Annotated in this window: 17 protein-coding genes; 9 read left to right on the forward strand and 8 right to left on the reverse strand. The window is 60.4% G+C overall.

The annotated features are described in order from the left end of the window. The first annotated feature begins 75 nt into the window (after positions 1-75). The 6 genes from ftsZ to ACXHRN_RS06810 all read left to right on the forward strand — a co-directional run bounded on the left by ftsZ (position 76) and on the right by ACXHRN_RS06810 (position 9,958). Positions 76-1,872 carry a cell division protein FtsZ gene (gene ftsZ / locus ACXHRN_RS06785; protein ID WP_488640569.1) on the forward strand — a complete coding sequence of 599 codons (1,797 nt, stop codon included), beginning with the start codon at positions 76-78 and terminating at the stop codon, positions 1,870-1,872. 267 nt (positions 1,873-2,139) lie between these two features. Further along, positions 2,140-3,093, forward strand: a complete 954-nt coding sequence (gene lpxC / locus ACXHRN_RS06790) for a UDP-3-O-acyl-N-acetylglucosamine deacetylase (RefSeq protein ID WP_488640570.1) — start codon at positions 2,140-2,142, stop codon at positions 3,091-3,093. Positions 3,094-3,297: 204 nt separating this feature from the next. Continuing rightward, positions 3,298-4,146: an outer membrane protein assembly factor BamD gene (locus tag ACXHRN_RS06795; protein WP_488641849.1), complete on the forward strand. Its 849-nt coding sequence runs from the start codon at positions 3,298-3,300 to the stop codon at positions 4,144-4,146. A 22-nt stretch (positions 4,147-4,168) separates the two neighbouring features. After that, positions 4,169-5,842, forward strand: a complete 1,674-nt coding sequence (gene recN, locus ACXHRN_RS06800) for a DNA repair protein RecN (protein ID WP_488640571.1) — start codon at positions 4,169-4,171, stop codon at positions 5,840-5,842. Between the two features lie 61 nt (positions 5,843-5,903). Further along, positions 5,904-8,060 carry an NAD-dependent DNA ligase LigA gene (gene ligA, locus ACXHRN_RS06805; RefSeq protein ID WP_488640572.1) on the forward strand — a complete coding sequence of 719 codons (2,157 nt, stop codon included), beginning with the start codon at positions 5,904-5,906 and terminating at the stop codon, positions 8,058-8,060. A gap of 62 nt (positions 8,061-8,122) precedes the next feature. Beyond that, positions 8,123-9,958: an aminopeptidase P family protein gene (locus ACXHRN_RS06810; protein WP_488640573.1), complete on the forward strand. Its 1,836-nt coding sequence runs from the start codon at positions 8,123-8,125 to the stop codon at positions 9,956-9,958. On the opposite strand, the gene ACXHRN_RS06815 is transcribed toward ACXHRN_RS06810, so the two are convergent. Further along, entirely contained in the window at positions 9,955-10,257 is a 303-nt protein-coding gene (locus tag ACXHRN_RS06815) for an AzlD family protein (protein ID WP_488640574.1), read from the reverse strand. The genes ACXHRN_RS06810 and ACXHRN_RS06815 overlap by 4 nt on opposite strands. Continuing rightward, on the reverse strand, positions 10,257-10,967 hold the full coding sequence (locus ACXHRN_RS06820) for an AzlC family ABC transporter permease (RefSeq protein ID WP_488640575.1): 711 nt from the start codon (positions 10,965-10,967) through the stop codon (positions 10,257-10,259). The genes ACXHRN_RS06815 and ACXHRN_RS06820 overlap by 1 nt, the downstream gene beginning before the upstream one ends. Positions 10,968-11,738: 771 nt before the next feature. Here ACXHRN_RS06820 and ACXHRN_RS06825 point away from each other — a divergent pair. Next, on the forward strand, positions 11,739-12,023 hold the full coding sequence (locus tag ACXHRN_RS06825) for a hypothetical protein (RefSeq protein WP_488640576.1): 285 nt from the start codon (positions 11,739-11,741) through the stop codon (positions 12,021-12,023). Positions 12,024-12,074: 51 nt separating this feature from the next. Here the strand turns inward: ACXHRN_RS06825 and panB are convergent, their stop codons facing one another. From panB to ACXHRN_RS06850, 5 genes are all read right to left on the reverse strand, one after another. Further along, on the reverse strand, positions 12,075-12,905 hold the full coding sequence (gene panB / locus ACXHRN_RS06830) for a 3-methyl-2-oxobutanoate hydroxymethyltransferase (protein WP_488640577.1): 831 nt from the start codon (positions 12,903-12,905) through the stop codon (positions 12,075-12,077). A 14-nt stretch (positions 12,906-12,919) separates the two neighbouring features. Continuing rightward, positions 12,920-13,777: a pantoate--beta-alanine ligase gene (gene panC, locus ACXHRN_RS06835; RefSeq protein WP_488640578.1), complete on the reverse strand. Its 858-nt coding sequence runs from the start codon at positions 13,775-13,777 to the stop codon at positions 12,920-12,922. A 693-nt stretch (positions 13,778-14,470) separates the two neighbouring features. Beyond that, positions 14,471-15,346, reverse strand: a complete 876-nt coding sequence (locus tag ACXHRN_RS06840; protein ID WP_488640579.1) for a 50S ribosomal protein L11 methyltransferase — start codon at positions 15,344-15,346, stop codon at positions 14,471-14,473. Positions 15,347-15,348: 2 nt separating this feature from the next. Continuing rightward, on the reverse strand, positions 15,349-15,954 hold the full coding sequence (locus tag ACXHRN_RS06845; protein ID WP_488640580.1) for an SCO family protein: 606 nt from the start codon (positions 15,952-15,954) through the stop codon (positions 15,349-15,351). A gap of 94 nt (positions 15,955-16,048) precedes the next feature. Further along, positions 16,049-16,207: a hypothetical protein gene (locus tag ACXHRN_RS06850; RefSeq protein ID WP_488640581.1), complete on the reverse strand. Its 159-nt coding sequence runs from the start codon at positions 16,205-16,207 to the stop codon at positions 16,049-16,051. A gap of 247 nt (positions 16,208-16,454) precedes the next feature. Between ACXHRN_RS06850 and ACXHRN_RS06855 the strand changes: the two genes are divergently transcribed. Beyond that, positions 16,455-16,919, forward strand: coding sequence for a chemotaxis protein CheW (locus ACXHRN_RS06855; protein ID WP_488640582.1), 465 nt, complete (start codon positions 16,455-16,457; stop codon positions 16,917-16,919). Positions 16,920-17,108: 189 nt separating this feature from the next. Here the strand turns inward: ACXHRN_RS06855 and ACXHRN_RS06860 are convergent, their stop codons facing one another. Further along, positions 17,109-17,603 carry a CreA family protein gene (locus tag ACXHRN_RS06860; protein ID WP_488640583.1) on the reverse strand — a complete coding sequence of 165 codons (495 nt, stop codon included), beginning with the start codon at positions 17,601-17,603 and terminating at the stop codon, positions 17,109-17,111. 181 nt (positions 17,604-17,784) lie between these two features. Here ACXHRN_RS06860 and aqpZ point away from each other — a divergent pair, with 181 nt between their 5' ends. Next, positions 17,785-18,474: an aquaporin Z gene (gene aqpZ, locus ACXHRN_RS06865; protein WP_488640584.1), complete on the forward strand. Its 690-nt coding sequence runs from the start codon at positions 17,785-17,787 to the stop codon at positions 18,472-18,474. Positions 18,475-18,477: the final 3 nt, after the last annotated feature.

Below are 18,477 nucleotides of genomic sequence, written 5' to 3' on the forward strand. Positions count from 1 at the left end.
GCAACGTGAAACGGCAAATCAGGACTTACAGCCGGGTATTGGCGATCCGGTCAGAATAGAGGAAGGACGGGTATCATGACCATCAAATTGCACAAGCCGGATATCACCGAGCTTAAGCCGCGCATCACGGTGTTCGGCGTTGGCGGCGGCGGCGGCAATGCCGTCAACAACATGATCAATGCCGGACTGCAGGGCGTTGATTTCGTTGTTGCCAACACGGACGCGCAGGCGCTGGCCATGACGCGCGCCGAGCGCATCATCCAGATGGGCGTGCAGGTCACAGAAGGTCTCGGCGCCGGCTCGCAGCCGGAAGTCGGCCGCGCAGCCGCTGAAGAGTGCCTCGATGAGATCATCGACCACCTCAACGGCACGCATATGTGCTTCGTCACTGCCGGCATGGGCGGCGGCACCGGCACGGGTGCAGCACCCGTTGTCGCGCAGGCCGCCCGCTCCAAGGGCATCCTGACCGTCGGCGTCGTCACCAAGCCGTTCCAGTTCGAAGGCCAGCGCCGCATGCGCATCGCCGACATGGGCATCAACGAACTGCAGAAGTCCGTCGACACGCTCATCGTCATTCCGAACCAGAACCTCTTCCGGATCGCCAACGACAAGACGACGTTTGCCGACGCCTTCTCGATGGCAGACCAAGTGCTCTATTCCGGCGTCGCCTGCATCACCGACCTGATGGTGAAGGAAGGCCTCATCAATCTCGACTTCGCCGACGTCCGCTCGATCATGCGGGAAATGGGCCGCGCGATGATGGGTACCGGCGAGGCCTCCAATGAGGGCCGCGCACTGGCAGCTGCCGAAGCAGCCATTGCCAACCCGCTACTCGACGAGACCTCGATGAAGGGCGCACAGGGCCTGCTGATCTCTATCACCGGCGGTCGCGACATGACCCTCTTCGAAGTCGACGAGGCGGCAACCCGTATTCGTGAAGAAGTCGATCCCGACGCCAACATCATCCTTGGCGCCACATTCGACGAAGCATTGGAAGGCATTATCCGCGTCTCTGTTGTCGCGACGGGTATCGATCGCGCAACAGCCGCGGGTGATCAGCGCCCTTTTGAAGTACGACCGGCTGCTCAGCGTCCGGTTGTCCGGCCGCAGATTACCGTGAGCCAGCCGGTCGCATCAGCGCCCATCAGCGCACCTGTGCAGCCGATTTCGGCTCCGCAGCCGCAGATGGCCGCCCAACCGGACCCGATCGCCGACACCATCCGCGCCGCGGAAATGGAACTCGAGCGGGAACTGGAAATCGCGGTTGCCGAACCGATGATGCAGGAATTTGCCCAGGCGCCAGCCGCCCAGGACAGCTTCCGTCCGGCCAGCAAGCTGTTTGCGGCCCCGGCTGAAGCCGCTCCGCGCGTCGCTGCCCCGGCTCCGCAGCCGGCCATGCACCAGGTCGAACCTGCTTACACCCAACCGGTCCGCCCGGCCATGCAGGATAGCGCTCCGGCCTACCAGCAGCAAGTTCGCTCGGAACCGTCGCTGATGGCCTCCGTGCGGATGGAAGCAGAACAGAGCCGCATGCCCAAGGTCGAAGACTTTCCGCCGGTGGTGAAGGCCGAGATCGAGCATCGCGCAGCTGGTCACACGGCGCAGGCAGAAGAGCGCGGCCCGATGGGCCTGCTCAAGCGCCTGACATCGTCGCTCGGCCGCAAGGAAGAAGAGCATGTTCCGTCCGACCTGACATCGGGTGCTCCGTCGGCTGCCTCGCAGCAGCGCCGGGCGCTGTCGCCGGAAGCGAGCCTCTACGCTCCGCGCCGGGGAAATCTCGACGATCAGGGCCGTCAGGTTCCGACTCAACAGAAGTCGCAGGAGTCGGAAGAGTTCGATATTCCGGCCTTTCTGCGCCGGCAGACGAACTGAACTGATACCGGCACTTACACCGGCTGGTAGCGTGAAGGCCCGGAGAAATCCGGGCCTTCAGTCTATGTCTGGCATATCGTTACAATTGGAAAGAAACATTGATTTGGATTGCGGGCCTGCCGTCTCTATTTTCAGCGTGGGTTCGCATGGGGAGCGTGAACGCCAATTGAGTTGAATGCGAATACGCATTTTGTTTTTTGATACGAGAATGTCCGGACGATACGGACAGGCGGCACGCACCGGAGCCGTCAGGAAAAGCGGGGCTACATGGCATCAGGACTTCCGGGATTTGAGACAACATTCGCAAACCCCTTCACGCTCCGTGGAATCGGCGTTCATTCTGGCGTCGATGTCAGTGCGACATTCAATCCAGCCGAAGCCGGCACCGGCATCGTCTTCCAGCGCTTTGGGCCGAACGGCGAAGTCACCGAGCTGAAGGCCGTTTCGGCGACCGTCGGCAGCACTGACCTGTGCACCGTTCTCGGCACGACGCCCGCTCGCTCGATCGCAACTGTCGAACATGTCATGGCCGCACTTTATGCGCTGGGCATCGACAATGCGGTCATCGAAGTCGACGGCGCCGAAATGCCCGTCATGGACGGCAGCTCGGCCGTGTTCGTCGATGCGATAGAACAGGCGGGCATCCGCTCGCTCGTCAAGAAGCGCCGTTACATCCGCGTCAAGAAGCAGGTCCGCATCGACATGGGCCCGTCTTGGGCGGAGTTCCATCCCTATGACGGCACGCGCTTCGAAGTCGAAATCGACTTCACCAGCCCGCTGATCGGCCGTCAGGCCTGGAAGGGCGACATCAACGGCTCGACCTTCAAGTCAGAGCTGTCGCGCGCCCGCACATTCGGCTTCATGCGCGACGTCGAGCGCCTCTGGGCTGCTGGCCTGGCGCTCGGTTCGTCGCTCGAAAATTCCGTGGTCATTGGTGACGACAACCGTGTCATCAATATGGAAGGCCTGCGTTATCCCGATGAGTTCGCCCGTCACAAGACGCTCGATGCCGTTGGCGACCTGGCTCTTGCCGGCGCACCGTTCCTTGGCCTCTATCGCTCCTATCGCGGTGGCCACAAGGTCAACGCCCTGGCGCTCAAGGCCTTGCTGTCCGACAGCTCGGCTTATGAGATCGTGGAATCCGCTGGTCAGCGGCCCCGCGTTGCGGTCCCGGAAATGATTGCCGTGACCCATCAGGAATATGCACCCTGGACGGCATGAGCCGTCATGCATTTGGGGATTGCCGCAATTTCTTGACCATTGCGGCAACACCCTGACCCGCTTTTGCCATAAAGATATAGGAATCGGTTAACACGGCGTTGCGGTTCCAGCTGATTTGTGGCTAGAACTGCCTGGGCAAAACGGGCGGGCAACACCCGTCCCGTCCATCGACGTCATTGGTTGGGGTTTGCAGGAAGAGACATGATGAATTTATCCGCGCGCGCCGTGCTTCTGATGCTAGCTGTTGGTGCCACAGGCACCCTGCTGGCAGGCTGCACGAGCGATCCCGATCTGGACATCACCAAGCTCTCTGCCGCGACAGATCCTCCCGACCAGCTCTATAATGAAGGTCTTGCCAATCTGAATGCCGGCAAGATGGCCGAGGCGCAGCGCAAGTTCGATGCAATCGACCGTCAGGAGCCGTTCTCGGAATATGCCCGCAAGGCGCTGGTGATGAACACGTTCGTCAAATATCGCCAGGGCGACAATGACGGCGCCATCATGTCCGGCACCCGCTATATGAGCCTCTATCCGCAGACCAAGGATGCTGCCTATGTTCAGTATCTAGTCGGCCTGTCCTATTCCAAGCAGATTGCGGTCGTTACCCAGGACCAGCGTGCTGCCGCCAAGACCATCGAAGCGATGAACAAGGTGATCAACGACTATCCCACCTCGGAATATGTCGACGACGCACAGACCAAGGTCCGCTATGCCCGCGACCAGCTCGCCGGCAAGGAAATGCAGATCGGTCGTTATTACGAAGAGCGCAAGGAATACCTTGCTGCAATTTCGCGCTTCCGCAACGTGGTCGAGTCCTTCTCCAACACCAACCAGGTGGAAGAAGCATTGTCGCGACTGTGTGAAAGCTACTACGCGCTCGGCCTTGTCGACGAAGCGCAGACCGCCGCCGCCGTTCTCGGACATAACTATCCGGACAGCGAGTGGTACAAGGACAGCTTCGCTCTCTTGAAGTCCAAGGGTCTCGCCCCGCAGGAAAACCAGGGCTCGTGGATTTCTCGCGCCGGCAAGAAGCTGCTCCTCGGCGAGTCCTGACGTTTAAGGACCTGAAGCATCCATGCTCGTTCAGCTGTCGATCCGCGATATCGTTCTGATCGATCGGCTCGACCTATCTTTCGCGCCTGGCCTTTCCGTGCTTACGGGGGAGACCGGCGCCGGCAAATCCATCCTGCTGGATTCTCTCTCGCTTGCCCTCGGAGGCCGGGGCGATGGCGGGCTCGTGCGCCATGGTGAAGACAAGGGGCAGGTGACCGCCATCTTCGATCTTGGCACGGCCCATCCTCTTCGCCAGCTGCTGCGGGAGAACGGCATCGATGACGATGGCGATGTGATTTTCCGCCGCATTCAATCCGCCGACGGTCGCAGCCGCGCCTTTGTCAACGACCAGCCCGTCAGCGTCCAGCTGATGCGCGATGCCGGTGCCCGTCTCGTCGAAATCCACGGTCAACACGACGACCGGGCACTTGTCGATGCCGATGCCCACAGAATGCTGCTGGATGCCTTCGCCGGACTGCAGGAGGAGGCTGAAGCCCTTGGCGGGCTCTATCGCACCTGGAAGGATGCCGGCCGCGAGCTGCGTACGCATCGTGCCAAAGTCGAGGCGGCAGCGCGCGAGGCCGACTATCTGCGTGCCTCGGTCGCGGAGCTGGAAAAGTTGACGCCCGTCGATGGCGAAGAGGACGAGCTGGCTGAGAAACGTTCGCGGATGATGAGGTCCGAGCGGATCGCTGGCGACATCTCCGAAGCATCCGATTATCTCAACGGCTCGGCCTCGCCGGTGCCGCATATCGCCTCGCTGGTGCGGCGGCTGGAGCGCAAGGCAGCCGAAGCGCCGGGCCTGCTCGAAGATACCGTGAGTGCGCTGGACGAAGCGCTGAACCTGCTGTCGGACGCCCAGAACATGGTCGAGGAAGCACTACGACGTACCGAGTTCGATCCCAAGGAACTGGAACGGGTCGAGGAGCGGCTGTTTGCGCTACGCGCCGCCTCGCGCAAGTTCTCGGTACCGGTGACCGGCCTTCCGGCGCTTGCCGCACAGATGATTGCCGATCTCGCCGATCTCGATCAGGGAGAGACAAAGCTCAAAGTGCTTGAAGTTCGAGAGAAGGAAAGCGCGGCTACCTATCTCTTCGCTGCACGCAATCTCTCGTCCAAGCGGCACAATGCCGGCCAGTCGCTTTCCGACGCGGTCATGGCCGAACTGCCGGCGCTGAAACTCGAGCGCGCTCGCTTCATGACCGAGATCTCCGCGGACGAGGACAATGCCAGCGCATCCGGCATCGACCAGGTGGCGTTCCATGTGCAGACCAATCCGGGCACGCGGCCGGGACCGATCATGAAGGTCGCGTCTGGCGGTGAACTCTCGCGCTTTCTCCTAGCGCTCAAAGTGGCGCTGGCCGATCGCGGTTCTGCGCCGACGCTGGTGTTCGACGAAATCGATACGGGCGTGGGCGGTGCGGTGGCGGATGCCATCGGACAGCGGTTGAAGCGGCTGTCCTCGCGGGTGCAGGTGCTGTCGGTGACGCATGCTCCGCAGGTGGCGGCACGCGCAGACACCCATCTGCTGATCTCCAAGGGGCCTGTGGAAGACACATCGGGCCGGATCGCCACCAAGGTCGCGACGATGGATACCGGCGAGCGGCGCGAGGAGATCGCGCGCATGCTGGCCGGTGCCTCGATCACCGAAGAGGCGAGGGCGGCTGCCGGAAAGTTGCTGAAGGGCGAAGGCTGACACCCCTTCCAATCGTCTTTTTCCCGGTCTAGATATTCCCCGAAGCATTCCGGGGAGAGCCATGCCGATTTCCACCACAGCGATTCCAGATCTCACCGCAGAACAGGCCGCCGCTGAACTCGAAGCGCTGGCGCACGAGATCGCACATCACGATGCGCTTTATCATGGCAAGGATGCGCCCGAGATCACCGATGCCGATTACGACGCGCTCAAGCGCCGTAATGATGCGATCGAAATGGCATTCCCTGATCTCGTGCGGACCGACAGCCCGTCGCGCAAGGTGGGCGCGGCTCCCGTTTCCGGCTTCCAGCAGGTCACCCATTCAAGGCCGATGCTATCGCTCGACAATACGTTTTCGGACGAAGACGTGCGCGATTTCGTCTCCGGCGTCTATCGCTTCCTGGGTGTCTTTCCCGACGGTTCCATTGCCTTTACCGCCGAGCCGAAGATCGATGGCCTCTCGATGTCCTTGCGCTACGAGCGCGGACGGCTGGTGACGGCGGCGACGCGTGGTGACGGCACGGTGGGCGAGAATGTCACCGCCAATATCCGCACCATCAAGGAAATCCCGCAGGTGCTGCCGGCTGGCGTACCTGGTGTCGTCGAGGTGCGTGGCGAGGTCTATATGGCCAAGCCCGACTTTGCGGCATTGAACGCGCAGATGGAGGCAGAGGGCAAGCCGACCTATGTCAATCCGCGCAACACAGCCGCCGGTTCGCTCCGCCAGCTTGATCCGAAGATAACTGCGACGCGAAAGCTGCGCTTCTTTGCCTATGCCTGGGGTGAGATCTCCGAAATGCCGGCTGATACCCAACTGGGCATGGTGGAGAAATTCGCCGAATGGGGTTTCCCGACCAATCCGTTGATGAAAAAGCTCTCGAGCGTCGAGGAGATCATCGCTCACTACAATGAAATCGGCCTGGAGCGCGCCTCGCTCGACTACGATATCGATGGTGTCGTCTACAAGGTCGATCGGCTGGATCTGCAGCAGCGATTGGGTTTCCGCTCGCGCAGTCCGCGCTGGGCGACGGCACACAAATTTCCCGCCGAGCAGGCAACGACGACGCTGACCGCCATCGATATCCAGGTCGGTCGTACCGGCGCGTTGACGCCTGTCGCACGGCTCGTGCCCCTGACCGTCGGTGGTGTCGTGGTCACCAACGCTACCCTTCACAACGAAGATTACATCAAGGGCATCGGCAATACTGGTGAGCCGTTGCGCGAGGGCCGCGACATCCGCATCGGCGATACTGTCATCGTCCAGCGTGCTGGCGATGTGATCCCCCAGATCGTTGATGTGGTGATGGAACAGCGGCCGAGCGATGCCGTGCCTTATGAGTTCCCGAAGATCTGCCCGGTCTGCGGCAGCCACGCAGTGCGCGAGCGCAACGAGAAGACTGGCAAGCTCGATTCGGTTACGCGCTGCACCGGTGGCTTCGTCTGCCAGGCACAGGCCATCGAACATCTCAAGCATTTCGTCAGCCGGGATGCCTACGACATCGAGGGGTTGGGCTCCAAGCAGATCGAGTTCTTCTTCGCGAGCGAAGATCCGGCGTTAATGATCCGCACAGCGTCCGAGATCTTTACGCTCAAGGAGCGCCAGGCTGCGTCGCCGCTCACCAAGCTTGAGAATATCGAGGGTTTTGGCAAAACGAGCGTCACAAAACTCTTCAACGCCATCGACGCCCGGCGTGAAATTCCGCTCAATCGTTTCATCTACGCGCTCGGTATTCGCCATATCGGTGAGACCAATGCCAAGCTGCTGGCCCGAGCCTATGGCACCTATGAAGCGTTTGAGGCCGGCATGAAGGAGGCCGCCGCGCTATCCGGCGACGCGTGGAACGAGCTCAACGCGATCGAGGGCATCGGCGAGATCGTAGCGCGCGCACTGGTCGAATTCTTCAAGGAGCCGCGCAATCTCGGTGTCATCGCCCAATTGCTCCGCGAGGTGACCCCACAGGCGGTCGAAGCTCCGAAGACGACAGGCAGTCCAGTCGCCGGCAAGACTGTGGTGTTTACCGGCTCACTCGAGAGATTTACCCGCGACGAGGCCAAGGCGCGCGCCGAAAGCCTCGGCGCCAAGGTGGCCGGCTCGGTATCGAAAAAGACAGACTATGTCGTCGCTGGCCCCGGTGCGGGTTCCAAGCTCGACAAGGCGACTGAGTTGGGCGTCGCCGTGATGACCGAGGACGAGTGGCTGGAGTTGATTGGGGGATAGTCCTTTCAGTCTCCAGCCCGCTCGGCTAAACTACCGATAGAATCCCATTCCCGGAGTGCCCCATGTTCCAGTCCTTCGAAACATCCGCCGAGCCGCAATTCGGCGCTGCCCGCGTTGCCAAGCTTCGCGAGAAGATGGCCGCACTTGGCATCGACGGGTTTCTTGTGCCGCGTGCCGATGAGTATCAGGGCGAATATGTGCCGGCCTCGGCCGAGCGGCTTGCGTGGATTACAGGGTTTACGGGGTCGGCCGGAGTGGCCTTGATCCTCAGGGACCAGGCTGTAGTGTTCGTCGATGGTCGTTATACGACGCAGCTCAAAGAGCAGATGGACGGCAATGTGTTCACTGGTGGCGATCTCGTCGGCGCGCCGCCGCATAAGTGGCTGGCGGAGCATGCGCCGCAAGGATTCAAGCTGGGCATCGACCCGTGGTTGCACACCGATTCCGAAGTGACCAAGCTGGAAGCCACTCTCGGTGCCAAGGATGGCAGCCTGGTGTTTCTGGAGAGCAATCCGCTCGACGAGATCTGGGACCATCGCCCCGAAGCGCCTATGGGCAAGGTGACGATCCAGGATATAGGCCAATCCGGCGTGCTGGCGACCGACAAGATCGCAAAGATAGCGGCGGATGTCGCCAAGGCTGGCGCCGCCGCTGTGGTGCTCACCGATCCGTCGTCCGTGGCCTGGACCTTTAATATCCGGGGCGCCGACGTGCCGCACACGCCGCACCCGTTGGCGCGGGCGATCATCTTTGCCGATGGTCGCGCGGAAATCTTCCTCGACGAAAAGAAGACCGGCATCGAACCTGAGGCCTATCTCGGCCAGATGGCCGGTCAACTGCCGCCGTCGGATTTCGTCTCGAGCATCGAGAAAAAAGCCCGTTCCGGCGCGCCTGTCATGCTCGACCCCAATCTCGCGCCCTATGCGCTTTATCAGATCATCGAAAAGGCGGGCGGCAAGGTGCTGGCCGAGGTCGATCCTGCCAGCCTGCCGCGTGCCACCAAGAACAAGGTCGAACTGGAAGGCGCCGCCAAGGCGCATCTGCAGGATGGTGCGGCGATGGTCGAGTATCTCTACTGGCTCGACAGCCAACCGGTCGAACAGCTCAATGAGATCGAGGCGGCCAAGGCGCTGGAAGCGGCCCGTGCCCGCGTCGGCGAGCGCATGCAAAACCCACTCAAGGACATCTCGTTCGACACGATTTCCGGTTCGGGCGAGAATGCGGCGATCATCCATTATCGGGTGACCAACGAGACCAACCGCACCTTTAAGTCCGGCGAAATGTTCCTGGTCGATTCCGGCGGGCAATATATCAATGGCACGACCGACATTACCCGCACAGTGGCGATCGGCGACGTGCCGACGGAGCAGAAGCGGTTCTTCACGCTGGTCCTCAAGGGCATGATCGCCATCTCGCTGGCACGGTTTCCCAAGGGCACGCGTGGTGTCGATCTCGATCCGCTGGCGCGCATCGCGCTGTGGAAGGCCGGCGCCGATTATGGCCATGGTACGGGCCACGGCGTGGGTTCCTATCTTTCGGTGCATGAAGGCCCGCAGCGAATTTCACGCGCGGCTATGCAGGAACTTTTGCCGGGCATGATCCTGTCCAACGAGCCGGGCTATTATCGTCCCGGCGCCTTCGGCATCCGTATCGAAAATCTGGTTTATGTGACCGAGATGGAGATGATCGAGGGTGGCGACCGGCCGATGCTGGGCTTCCAGACGCTGACTTGGTGCCCGATCGACCGGCGTCTTATCCTGCCGGATCTGTTGAATGACGAAGAACTGCGTTGGCTGAACGCCTATCACGCCGAGACACGCGAGCGGCTGCTGCCCCTGATCGACGGCGCCGAAGTGAAATCCTGGCTGAGGAAGGCAACCGCGCCAATCGGCGGCTAATAGCCCGTGAAATGCCGGAAGGCCACGACGAAGGCCCAGGCGATGCCGAGCATGGTCAGCGTCGGCGCGCGCAGGCCGATCAGCAGTGCCACGATCAGCGTCAATGTGACGTCGACACCGCCATAGACGAAGCTCGGTGCCACCAGCGCGGTCAGCACCGCCGCGGGCACGGCATTCAGTGCGGCCTCCATGCGCGGCGGGATGGTGTTCATCGACTTGATCAGCAGATAGCCGCCAGCGCGCGTGGCGTATGTGGCGAGTGCTGCGGCGAGGATCGTCAGGTTGAAGGCGAGATCCATCACGCTGCCTCCGGTGCGAGGTTCATGTCAGGGCCGGGCTTGAGGGGCAGGGCGGCCGCAACCGCGATGCCGGCCAACGCGCCGATCGACACGTGCCAGGGCGTGCCGATGAAGTGATAGGCGATCGTCGAGGCAATCGAGCTCGCGATGACGGTTGGGAGCCAGTTGTCCTTGGCTCGGAAACCCAGAACCAGGCCGAGGAAATAGACCGTCAGCAGTACGTCGAGCCCCAACGCCCTGGGGTCACCGACGAATTTGCCGAAGATGGCGCCGAGCACGGCCGTGATCTGCCAGGTGATATAGAAGGTCAGGCCGAAGGCCATGTACCAGGTAAAGGTCAGTCTCTTGCCGCTTTCGGATCGCTTGACGCTTTCAGCGAACTGCGGATCCACCAGCAGGAAGAAGGCGGCGATTTTCTGCCAGATGCTGAAGTGCTCGATATGGCTGCCGATGGCTGCCGAATAGAGGATGTGGCGGAAATTGACGGCGACGATCGAGGCGACGACGATCCAGGGCGCGACATTGTGCTTGAAGAGGTCGATGCCGACCAGTTGGCTGGCGCCGGCATAGATCGTCATGTTCATCAGGATCTCGCCGATCGACAGACCCATATTGGCCGAGACGGCGCCGAGCAGGATACCGAAGGGCAGGGCACTGAGCAGCGTGGGCAGGGCGGCGCGGATGCCGGCGGAGATTTCGTCGCGATTCATCGATCAGATATCCTGGGAGATGTCCGACCTATGCGAAATCAGCCGCTATGACAATCGAAGCCTTGAGATAGGTGCATAAGATTTGGTGAAGGGTGGGGAGTGTGGTTGTACATGCATGTTGGAGATGAGTTACTAGTGGCAGATTCGTGCCCAACTGCGGTCATTGCCTCCAAATCGGACCCGTAGGAAGCTTCAATCAACCAACCGGGGTTTGACCTCTTCAATGTTCTTGAGTGTTTGATGCGTGGGCTGTGCCGCCTGGCCACAAGCCATCGACGGTTTTCGGGTCACGGCCGGTCGCGTTTTGATACAATCTTTGTCGCGTTTTTGCACATAAGTGCATCACATTGAAGCGCCGCGCTGGCCAGCCTGCGGCTGATGTGCCGAAAATTGCGGTTTCCATTAGACTGAGCTAAACTACATCAATCGGAGGATCGGCCGATGAGCAATGTCGCTGTGCAAAGGCATTCCCGTATCCCTTCAATCTCCAGAGTGAAGCCTCAGCCGCTGTCACGTGAGGCCGCGGCACTGGCTTGTGTCATCCTGTTGATGATGCTGGCATGGCTCTATTGCTGCTTGGAGGATAGTTCCGGCTGACGATGGCTTGGGCATCATCCCTGTCTTTTCCGACGCATTGGTCGAATGCATGATCGAGTTCATCGTCTTGGGGCGACCCAGACAGAAACGGCAACGCCGTCCATGAGGGGGTGTGCAATGATGAGCGAGTGGACAATATTCGAAATAGCCGAACAGGTGCAGTTGGCTTCCCGCATGAGTCGGGAAGTAGAGGATGCGCTCAGTGCGTCGGATGCCTCGCTGCGAGTCTCGGTGCTTCTGCATGAGATCGGTGGCCTTGCATCGGCTCATGAACGAGTATTGGCGCGGCTGCGCGACGAATTCGGCCCGTTCGATCCCGCGCTTGAGATCGCTGACAAGCTCGCGAACCACTGGCGGCTGCTTTCGACGGCGCTGATCGCCAAGATGTCAGAACTTGCAGCAGCCGGTTCCCAAGCACCCGGTGTCGGCCCGTTGCCACCACCTCAGCCGGGGGCTTGAGTAACCGCCGTTGCGCCAATAGCGGCCACCCTCGTGGCGGAACAGCAATACTTAGAGCTTCTGCCGCTTGATTTGATAGGTGTGTTCCTCGGCAGGGAAGGTGCGCGCCCTGACTTCCGCCGCATAGTTTTCAGCGGCCTTGGAAATCTCGGGGGCGAGATCGGCGAAATGCTTGACGAAACGCGGCTTGAAGTTGGTGAAGATGCCAAGCATGTCGTCGCTGACCAGAACCTGGCCATCGCAAGCGGCGGAGGCACCGATGCCGATAGTCGCAGCCTTCAGGTTCGAAGAGATTTCGCGCGCCAGCGTTTCGATCGTGCCTTCGATGACGATCGCGAATGCGCCGGCATCGTCGATCGCCTTGGCATCGCGGCGGATCTTGTCGGCCTCCGCATCGGAGCGGCCGAGCGAGCGATAGCCGCCGGTGGCGTTGACGAGTTGCGGCATTAGCCCGACGTGGCCGCAGACCGGTATGCCGCGTTGGCTCAGGAAATGCACGCTCTCGGCCATTTCTTCGCCGCCCTCGAGCTTGACAGCGGAGGCGCCGGTTTCCTTCATGATGCGGGCAGCGTTGCGGAAGGCCTGTTCCTTGGACTCCTGATAGGCGCCGAAAGGCAGGTCGACCACGACGCAGGCATCCTTGGAACCGCGCATGACAGCCTGGCCGTGGGCAATCATCATCTCCAACGTCACCTGCACGCTCGATTCAAACCCGTAGATCACCATGCCGACGCTGTCGCCGACCAGCAGCAGGTCGCAATGCGGATCGAGCAGTTTGGCGATCGGAGCGGCATAGGCGGTGAGACAGACGATCGGGCGGTCGCCCTTGAGCGCTTGGATCGAAGCCGCGGTGCGGCGCTTCTGCAGGGGTTGGACGCTCATGGAAGTCTCCGTTCTCAGCGCATGTGGGCTGTGAGGATGCGATTATCAAGCAATCTGGTGCTGCCGAACCTGACGAAAAGCAGCAGGAGTACAGGTTTTTTCGAAATTGTCGCGATGCGTTCGAGCGTGTCGGGATCGCGAAGGGCGACGACTTCAGGCTTGGCGAGGGGCTCGGTTGAGAGAAATGTTGTCAGACCTACTTCGATTTCTGCCGGATCGGTCAAACCGCTGGCGAGCAACCGATTGGCTTCATCGAGCGCTTTGGGTACGATGGCCGCAGCGCGACGCTCTTCAGGCGACAGATAGACATTGCGCGATGACATGGCGAGCCCGTCGGCCTCGCGCACCGTCGGCACGCCGACGACGTTGACCGGCTGTGCAAGATCTTCGACCATGCGCTTGACGATCAGCAGTTGCTGGTAGTCTTTCTCGCCGAAATAGGCGTGGTCGGGCTGGATGATATTGAACAGCTTGGTGACAACGGTGCAGACGCCGGCAAAGTGTCCGGGACGAACCTCGCCTTCCAGCTGCCTGCCGATGCTTGGCACATCGACGACAGTTTCCATTGGCTGGGGATACATGTCTGCCACGCCGGGCGCGAACACGTAATCGACGCCGGCGGCTTCCAGCATGGCGCTGTCACGGGCGAGGTCGCGCGGATATTTCGAAAGGTCTTCGTTGGCGCCGAATTGCAGGGGGTTGACGAAGATCGATGTCGCGACGATGTCGTTCTCGGCTTTGGCGCGGGCGACCAGTGTCATATGGCCTTCATGCAGATAGCCCATCGTCGGCACAAGACCTATCCGCTTGCCGTCGCGCCGAAGCGGACGCAGATGCTCGCGCATCGCGGAAATCGAGGAAACTGTCTGCACTTGCGCCTCCCTGCGGCATTCGCCGCTCTTCAATATATGTTGCAGCGCAAGATGACAATATGGGCAATACGTCTCTTAAATGTGCAAAGCTCGCCGCATAAAGCCCGTATAGCGGCTTCGGAGCATGTTCAAAATATGCAAAAAACGCATGGCTCCCATGTGCGCAGCCCCCTTACTAAATCGGTTTGATTGAACTATCTATTAATCATCGGCGGGCGGGAAATAATCCCAAACAAAGATGAACTGAAGTTTCGGCCGACAGGCCAGAGTTTCATGTTCCGCGAGATCTGCATTGGCCACTCCTCCTCCCAGGCCCGGCAAATCTGGAACATGATATTGTCCTCGAAGAGCACTCCTCCTCCCAGCTCTTCCAGGACTGATCAGCCTTGCTGATCTAAGGCGGTGCCATCCTCCTCCCGGCACCGCCTTTTTTATTGCCGTTTTTCCAAACAGCCCCTCTTCAATTTAAGTTAGTCTCTCGCGCCGTAGACACGGCGCCGCTGGATCCCTGTGACAAGCATAGGGATGACGGCTTTGGTGGAACCGCCCGCGACCATTGGCAGTCCCACCTGCTGTCGGCAGCGGCTGAGCGCAAGGCAGCCCAACGCTCCGTCATCCCTGTGCTTGTCACAGGGATCTAGGCGGCTTGCGTCCGCAAGCCGAAAGACCTTCGAACATTGAGAAAGCGAAGTCTTACCGTCGCAGTTCGATGGTTACCCAGCCGTTCATCCAGGTCGTGCGCATATGCTTCAGGCCGGCGCCGTTATAGGCCGCAATCACCTTCCAGCGCTGGCTGGCGAGAATTCCCGAGAGAATGACGGTGCCATCGGCGCTGAGGTGTTCGACGACACTGGGCGCAAGCTTCATCAGCGGGCGGGCGAGGATATTGGCGATGATCAGGTCGAACGGCCCGTTATCGCGGAACACCGTGTGATGAAAACCCGGCGCGGTCGCCAGTTTGACGCCATTGGCGATGCCGTTGATGCGCACATTGTCGCACGCCACGCGCACGGCGACCGGATCGATGTCGGTGGCGACGACGGGAATGCGCGACATCAGGTGTGCGGCGATCGCCAATACGCCCGAGCCCGTGCCTAGGTCGAGCGCATTGCGGACCCGGCGTGATTTCAGCACATCGCCTATCATCGCCAGGCAGCCGGCGGTCGTGCCGTGATGGCCGGTACCAAATGCCTGGCCGGCTTCGATCAGGATGCCGATGTCGTTGATCTTCACCTTGTCGGCATCGTGGCTGCCATGGACGAGGAAGCGTCCGGCGCGCACCGGCTTTAGTCCTTCGAGCGACTTGGCGATCCAGTCAATATCCGGCAGCACCTCGCGCTCGACAGAAAGATCGGGGAAATCGGCTGCGACCAGGCCGGAAAAGCGCTCGGCAATCTCTTCCTCATCGGCTGCCGTCATGTAGATCGAGGCTTCCCAGATCTCGTTGGCCTCATCGACCTCCTGCGTGGCGATCGCGTAGTCGTCGTCGCCGAACAGGTCGGAGAGTGCGTTCATCACCTCCGCGGCGACGGCTTCGGAGGTGCTCACATACAGGCGAATCTCAGACAAGGTCAGTTTCTCGCAATCAGGTTTTCGAGTTTCTTCTGGGCGACATCGGGATTTTCGCCATAGGCGATGGTGCCGACAAACCGGCCCTGCCTGTCAAGCAGGAAGACCGATGCCGCATGGTCCATCGTGTAGTCGCCATTCGGATCGTTGGGGTCGGTGGGGACCTTCTTGAAATAGATCTTGAAACCCTTGGCCATTGCCTCGACCTTTGCCGGATCGCCGGAAATGCCGGTGATCCGGTCGGTGACGTTGGAGAGATAGGTGCCGAGTATTTCAGGCGTATCGCGGTCAGGATCGATCGAAATGAAATAGGCCTGCAGCTTGGATTTGTCGGGATCGACGGCCTTCAGCCAGCCGGAGAGCTCATAAACTGTGGTCGGGCAAATCTCGGGGCAATGGGTAAAGCCGAAGAACAAAGCTGTCGGCTTGCCATCGCGGAAAGCCTGTTCCGTGATCGGCTTGCCGTCCTGCTGGACGAGGCTGAACGGCACCCCGAACGGCGCTTCGGTGAGTGCCGTATCTTTCTTGGACACTTCGTTCCAAAGCCAAAAGAACAAGCCGGCCATCATGGCGGCAAGCACGAACAGGACAATCCGGACGGTTTTCATATCAAAGCCTTGGCGAATAGATCTTATTCCATGGCCTATCCAACAGATTGAAGGCAGGCGCAAGGCGGCAAATGGTTGCAGCGCCCATTGAGGGTCAGAAACACCAGGAAAGTCCGGCTGCGGCCATGTCGAGCAGGATGGAACTTCCGAAATGCAGCCATCCGGCAAAGGCGACGGCAAGCAGGAGCAGAGCGACGATGCTCACGCCCACTAGCGGCCAGTGTCTGATGTTGTTCGACGAGGTGTTGCTCATGTATGGGGTTTTCGCATGTTTTCATGCTCGAACTCAAACGATTTCGGCAATGTCCGCTGCTGTGAAATTCGGGGCTGCTTCATCTTCGTCGTCCATCGCTGCAGGGGATTACGAGTTCGGCGAGATGCCTGATCTCTCGTAGAGGTTTGTTAACCGGATTGCAGGGTTTTTGGCACAAGGATTACCGTGACACCAAACCGGCCGCCGCTGCTGGCGCATCCAGCAACTCTTGGGAAGAATTCCGATCATGAACATGTCGATCAAGCAATCAGGTGCGCACCTCGAAATCGTCTCCTTTCACCTCGGTGACCAGGAATTCTGTATCGACATCATGGCCATCCGCGAAATCCGCGGTTGGGCGCCGGTCACCCCGATGCCGCACACGCCTCCCTATGTGCTCGGCCTCATCAATCTGCGCGGCGCGGTTATCCCGGTCATCGACATGGCCTGCCGCCTCGGTATGAAAATGACCGAACCGTCGGAGCGCTCGGCGATCATCGTCACCGATATCGGTGGCAAGCTGGTCGGCCTGCTGGTCGAGCAGGTCTCCGACATGATGACCATCAAGAATGAAGACTTGCAGCCGGCGCCGGAAATCATCCCGGAAGCCCAGCGCGCCTTCTGCCGTGGCATCGTGGCGCTCGAAAAGTCGATGGTCTGCTTCCTGAACCTCGACACGGTCATCGCCGACGAACTCAAGCAGGCTGCCTGATAGCCTGATACGCTGCACAATCATAAGCGGGCCCATGCGAAAGCGTGGCGCTCGCTTTTTTGCGCCTTTGCACGGCTGAACCTGCAGCGCCTCTTGTCCGAGGGCTACTGAAGTATCCTCCCGCTTCTCCCCAGCGGGGAGAAGGTGGCCGAAGGCCGGATGAGGGGGCTACCTCAACGAGGCGAGCTGTTACTTCGGCTTGCCGTTGGTCCAGGTCGCATTCTGGTTGAAGAGCGGCACCGTTGAGATCGCCATCTTTGCCGAGCCATCGACAACCTGTCGTGAATGGATGAGGTAGATCAGAGTATCGTTCTGCTTGTCGTAGATGCGGTTGACAACCAGCGACTTCCAGATCAGCGACAGGCCGGCCTTGAACACTTCCTCGCCTTCGGTCGAGAGATCGATGTCGCCGATCACTACCGGTCCCGTCTGACGGCAGGCGATCGAGGAATTGGACGGATCCTCGAACCAGTTGCCGTTGCGAAGCCGGTCGATGACGCCGCGGTCGAAATAGGTGACGTGACAGGTGACGCCCTCGACTTTGGGGTCGTGGACCGCATCTATGACGATGTCGTTGCCGGTCCAATCCACTCCGACTTCGCCGACTCGCTCGGCGCTCGATACGCCAGTCGCCCCACTGATGATCGCGATCGACGCGAAAATTGCCAGAAGCGGCTTTCTCATCTGATGTCTCCTTCATTGCCTGCTTGCAAACGTGGACTGTGCCGACGCGGGATTCAAGGTTGGCCGCAAACAGTTGTGCAGAAATCGTTGTCGCTACCGACTAACTGCACGTATTTGTTGAAAAATGCCAACGAGATGATAAGCCTGAAGGGGCGAGGAAACTCTTACCTGGAGGGGTAAAATGACGAAGAAGTTGATTGCGGAATTCATAGGCACGTTCTGGCTGGTGTTCGGCGGTTGCGGAAGCGCTGTCCTTGCTGCGGCATTTCCGGATCTCGGGATCGGCTTTGTCGGCGTTGCGATGGCGTTCGGCCTGACGGTGCTGACCATGGCCTATGCGGTCGGGGGTATTTCCGGCGGCCACTTCAATCCGGCCGTGTCGTGCGGCCTTGCGGCGTCCGGCCGCTTCCCCGTCTCGAACCTGATTCCCTATGTCATCGCGCAGGTGGTTGCCGCGGTGATCGCCGGCGGCGTGCTCTACTTGATCGCCAGCGGCAAGGCGGGATTTGCGGCAGGCGGCTTTGCCTCCAACGGTTATGGCGAACATTCACCGGGCGGCTACAACATGACCTCGGCCTTCCTGATCGAGGCGCTGCTGACCTTCGTGTTCCTGATCATCATCCTGGGCTCGACGCATGCGCGCGTCACCGCCGGCTTTGCGCCGATCGCCATCGGCCTTGGCCTGACGCTGATCCACCTGATCTCGATCCCGGTCACCAACACCTCGGTCAATCCGGCCCGGTCGACGGGCGTCGCATTCTTTGCCGAGGGCGGCTGGGCGCTTGGCCAGTTGTGGCTGTTCTGGGTGGCACCGATCGTCGGTGCAGTGATCGCCGGCCTGGTCTGGAAGGCAATCGGCGAGAAGGATTGATAT

The sequence above is a fragment of the Shinella sp. OV683 genome (assembly GCF_057787725.1).

Bases quoted from the DNA above. Each gene is read 5' to 3' on its own strand.
- aqpZ (WP_488640584.1), top strand. From the start codon at position 17,785: ATGACGAAGAAGTTGATTGCGGAATTCATAGGCACGTTCTGGCTGGTG.
- ACXHRN_RS06820 (WP_488640575.1), bottom strand. From the start codon at position 10,967: ATGAATCGCGACGAAATCTCCGCCGGCATCCGCGCCGCCCTGCCCACG.
- ACXHRN_RS06795 (WP_488641849.1), top strand. From the start codon at position 3,298: ATGAATTTATCCGCGCGCGCCGTGCTTCTGATGCTAGCTGTTGGTGCC.
- ligA (WP_488640572.1), top strand. From the start codon at position 5,904: ATGCCGATTTCCACCACAGCGATTCCAGATCTCACCGCAGAACAGGCC.
- ACXHRN_RS06860 (WP_488640583.1), bottom strand. From the start codon at position 17,603: ATGAGAAAGCCGCTTCTGGCAATTTTCGCGTCGATCGCGATCATCAGT.
- ACXHRN_RS06845 (WP_488640580.1), bottom strand. From the start codon at position 15,954: ATGAAAACCGTCCGGATTGTCCTGTTCGTGCTTGCCGCCATGATGGCC.
- ACXHRN_RS06815 (WP_488640574.1), bottom strand. From the start codon at position 10,257: ATGGATCTCGCCTTCAACCTGACGATCCTCGCCGCAGCACTCGCCACA.
- recN (WP_488640571.1), top strand. From the start codon at position 4,169: ATGCTCGTTCAGCTGTCGATCCGCGATATCGTTCTGATCGATCGGCTC.
- ftsZ (WP_488640569.1), top strand. From the start codon at position 76: ATGACCATCAAATTGCACAAGCCGGATATCACCGAGCTTAAGCCGCGC.
- ACXHRN_RS06855 (WP_488640582.1), top strand. From the start codon at position 16,455: ATGAACATGTCGATCAAGCAATCAGGTGCGCACCTCGAAATCGTCTCC.
- ACXHRN_RS06825 (WP_488640576.1), top strand. From the start codon at position 11,739: ATGAGTCGGGAAGTAGAGGATGCGCTCAGTGCGTCGGATGCCTCGCTG.
- ACXHRN_RS06810 (WP_488640573.1), top strand. From the start codon at position 8,123: ATGTTCCAGTCCTTCGAAACATCCGCCGAGCCGCAATTCGGCGCTGCC.
- lpxC (WP_488640570.1), top strand. From the start codon at position 2,140: ATGGCATCAGGACTTCCGGGATTTGAGACAACATTCGCAAACCCCTTC.
- panB (WP_488640577.1), bottom strand. From the start codon at position 12,905: ATGAGCGTCCAACCCCTGCAGAAGCGCCGCACCGCGGCTTCGATCCAA.
- ACXHRN_RS06850 (WP_488640581.1), bottom strand. From the start codon at position 16,207: ATGAGCAACACCTCGTCGAACAACATCAGACACTGGCCGCTAGTGGGC.